Source organism: Streptomyces alkaliterrae, assembly GCF_007097205.2.
Lineage (GTDB): Bacteria > Actinomycetota > Actinomycetes > Streptomycetales > Streptomycetaceae > Streptomyces > Streptomyces alkaliterrae.
On record NZ_VJYK02000461.1, the window covers coordinates 1 to 2966 of the forward strand.

General features: G+C 70.5%; 3 protein-coding genes and 2 pseudogenes. 4 read left to right on the forward strand and 1 reads right to left on the reverse strand.

Going from position 1 to position 2966, the window contains the following annotated elements; genetic code table 11:
* Window positions 1–140: pseudogene (locus FNX44_RS25565) on the forward strand (NAD(P)/FAD-dependent oxidoreductase); the annotation flags it as partial.
* Between the two features lie 37 nt (window positions 141–177).
* Entirely contained in the window at window positions 178–1569 is a 1392-nt protein-coding gene (locus tag FNX44_RS25570) for an NAD(P)/FAD-dependent oxidoreductase (RefSeq protein WP_143651355.1), read from the forward strand.
* Window positions 1570–1675: 106 nt separating this feature from the next.
* Here the strand turns inward: FNX44_RS25570 and FNX44_RS25575 are convergent.
* Window positions 1676–2017: pseudogene (locus tag FNX44_RS25575) on the reverse strand (ATP-binding cassette domain-containing protein); the annotation flags it as partial.
* A gap of 160 nt (window positions 2018–2177) precedes the next feature.
* On the opposite strand from FNX44_RS25575, the gene FNX44_RS25580 reads away from it, so the two are divergent.
* Window positions 2178–2705, forward strand: a complete 528-nt coding sequence (locus FNX44_RS25580; protein WP_143651357.1) for a DinB family protein — start codon at window positions 2178–2180, stop codon at window positions 2703–2705.
* Window positions 2706–2785: 80 nt separating this feature from the next.
* Window positions 2786–2966: hypothetical protein (locus tag FNX44_RS29280; RefSeq protein WP_228450223.1), on the forward strand; the 181-nt coding region annotated here is incomplete at its 3' end.

Genomic DNA, 2966 nt, shown 5'->3' on the forward strand with positions numbered 1-2966 from the left:
CGCTGCGGCGGGTGCTGCCGAAGGCCGAGGTGCTGACCGGCCGGGTCACCACGATCGACCAGGACCGCAAGGTCGCGACGATCACCCCGCTGGTCGGCGACGCCTACGAGCTGCCGTTCGACTTCCTTGTGAAGGGGCTCACGAGCACCCCTCTGGGGGAGGGGGGATACTCGAGGCATGAGCACCACGGAGCGTCCTCGAATCCTCGTAGTAGGTGGCGGGTACGTCGGTCTGTACGCAGCTCGCCGCATCCTCAAGAAGATGCGTTACGGCGAGGCGACCGTGACCGTCGTCGACCCGCGCTCGTACATGACGTACCAGCCCTTCCTCCCCGAGGCGGCCGCTGGCTCCATCTCCCCGCGCCACGTCGTGGTCCCGCTGCGGCGGGTGCTGCCGAAGGCCGAGGTGCTGACCGGCCGGGTCACCACGATCGACCAGGACCGCAAGGTCGCGACGATCACCCCGCTGGTCGGCGACGCCTACGAGCTGCCGTTCGACTACCTCGTCGTCGCGCTCGGCGCCGTCTCCCGCACCTTCCCGATTCCCGGTCTCGCCGAGCAGGGCATCGGCATGAAGGGTGTCGAGGAGGCCATCGGTCTGCGCAACCACGTCCTCGAGCAGCTGGACAAGGCCGACTCCACGAAGGACGAGGAGGCCCGTCGTCGGGCGCTGACCTTCGTCTTCGTCGGTGGTGGCTTCGCGGGTGCCGAGACTATCGGCGAGGTCGAGGACCTGGCCCGCGACGCGGCCAAGTACTACCCGAACGTCAGCCGTGACGACATGCGGTTCGTCCTCGTCGACGCGGCCGACAAGATCCTTCCCGAGGTCGGCCCGCAGCTCGGCAAGTGGGGTCTCGAGCACCTCCAGAAGCGCGGTATCGAGGTCTACCTGGAGACCTCCATGGACTCCTGCGTCGACGGCCACGTGGTGCTCAAGAACGGCCTCGAGGTGGACTCCAACACGATCGTGTGGACCGCCGGCGTCAAGCCCAACCCGGTGCTCTCCCGCTACGGTCTGCCGCTCGGCCCCCGCGGTCACGTGGACGTCGACCCCACGCTCCAGGTCAAGGGCACGGACTACATCTGGGCCGCCGGCGACAACGCCCAGGTGCCCGACCTCGTCGGTCGCGCCGCCGGCAACGAGAACGCCTGGTGCCCGCCGAACGCCCAGCACGCGCTCCGCCAGTCCAAGGTGCTCGGCGACAACGTGATCTCCGCGCTGCGCGGCTTCCCGCAGGCCGACTACAAGCACGCCAACAAGGGCGCTGTCGCCGGTCTCGGGCTGCACAAGGGCGTCGCGATGATCGTCATGGGCAAGATGAAGATCAAGCTCAAGGGCCGTCTCGCCTGGTACATGCACCGTGGCTACCACGGCATGGCCGTGCCGACCTGGAACCGCAAGATCCGGGTCTTCGCCGACTGGACGCTCGGCATGTTCCTCAAGCGCGAGGTCGTCTCCCTCGGCGCGATGGAGAACCCGCGCGAGGAGTTCTACGAGGCCGCGCGCCCGGCCCCGGTGGCCCCCGCCGCCGAGAAGGCGAAGGACAAGCCGAAGGCGAAGGCCGGCTGAAGTCCGCGCCGCGTACGCTGACAGGCGTACGCGCACAACGCGCCGAGGGGCGCCCACCAATCCGTGGGGTGGGCGCCCCTCGCGCGTGCCCGGGCGACCGTCGTCCTCAGCCGGCGACCGTGGCGGCGGGGCTCGCGTGGTCGGGCGCGAGGACGTGCCCTTCGGAGATTTGGAGGCGGGCGCCGGTGAAGCGGGCGCGGGTGCGGCGGTCGTGGGTGACGAGTACGACCGCGCCGGGGTAGTCGGCCAGCGCCGCCTCCAGTTCCTCCACCAGCGCGGGCGAGAGGTGGTTGGTGGGCTCGTCGAGCAGTAGCCGGTCGACTGGTTCGCTCACCAGGCGTGCCAGCTCGACGCGTCGACGCCGGCCGTAGGACAGCTCGCCGATCCGCGCCCGCAGGGCGTCCGGTTCGAACAGCCCGAGCGACAGCAGCCGGTCGGCGTGCTCGTCACGGGCCGCGGAGAGGTGCCACGGCGGCGGATCGGGGCTCTACGCGGCCGGGCGCGGGGCGATCACAGCGTTCCCATGGAACGAGGCCCGTAGTGGCCGCGCCGGTGCCGTCGCAAAGTCAGCCCGGGCGTTGTCAGCGGGGCGTGTCAGCATGGGCCACATGACCACCATGCCTGACGGACGCCCCGTCCCACCGATGCTCGCCGGGGAACGCGCCACCCTGGAGGGGTGGTTGGACTTCCACCGCGCGACGCTCGAGCTGAAGTGCTCCGGCCTTGAGGACCGTCGCGCGCGGACGGCCGCCGCGGAGCCTTCCTTGATGACCCCGCTCGGTCTTGTGCAGCACCTCGCCGAGGTCGAACGGAACTGGTTCCAAAGGGTGTTCGCCCGACTCGACGTGCCTGCGGTGTTCGACGACGCCGGTGAGGACGGCTTCGCGCTGAGCCCGGACCGGGGGCTTGGTGAGGCGTTGCGGGTCTGGCGGCAGGAAGTTGCCAGGAGCAGGGAGCTGATCGCCGACGCCTCGCTCGACGACCACGGCCGTCTACCCGGCCACGAGGCGGCCGTGATCGGGGACGCGCGGGTCTCGCTGCGTTGGATCCTCGTCCACATGGTCGAGGAGTACGCCCGGCACAACGGTCACGCGGACCTGCTGCGCGAACGCCTCGACGGCGCCACCGGCGCCTGACGGGTCTGTCGGGCCGGTCGGCTTCCGCGGCAGTGCGAAACGGATGTCGTCGTGTCAGTGGGTGTGCGTACTGTGGGGGTATGCGCACATCCCGACGACCGGCCGAGCCGACGCGTCCCCGCGTGCACGACGTCAACGCCCGCATCCGACGGCTCATGGACCAACCAGCCGATGAGCGGCGGGCGGCGGAGTACATACGCCTGCTGCACCTCTGGGCCGAGGCGACCAGCCCGGCTCCGCAGTCGACCCCGTCGCCCCGCC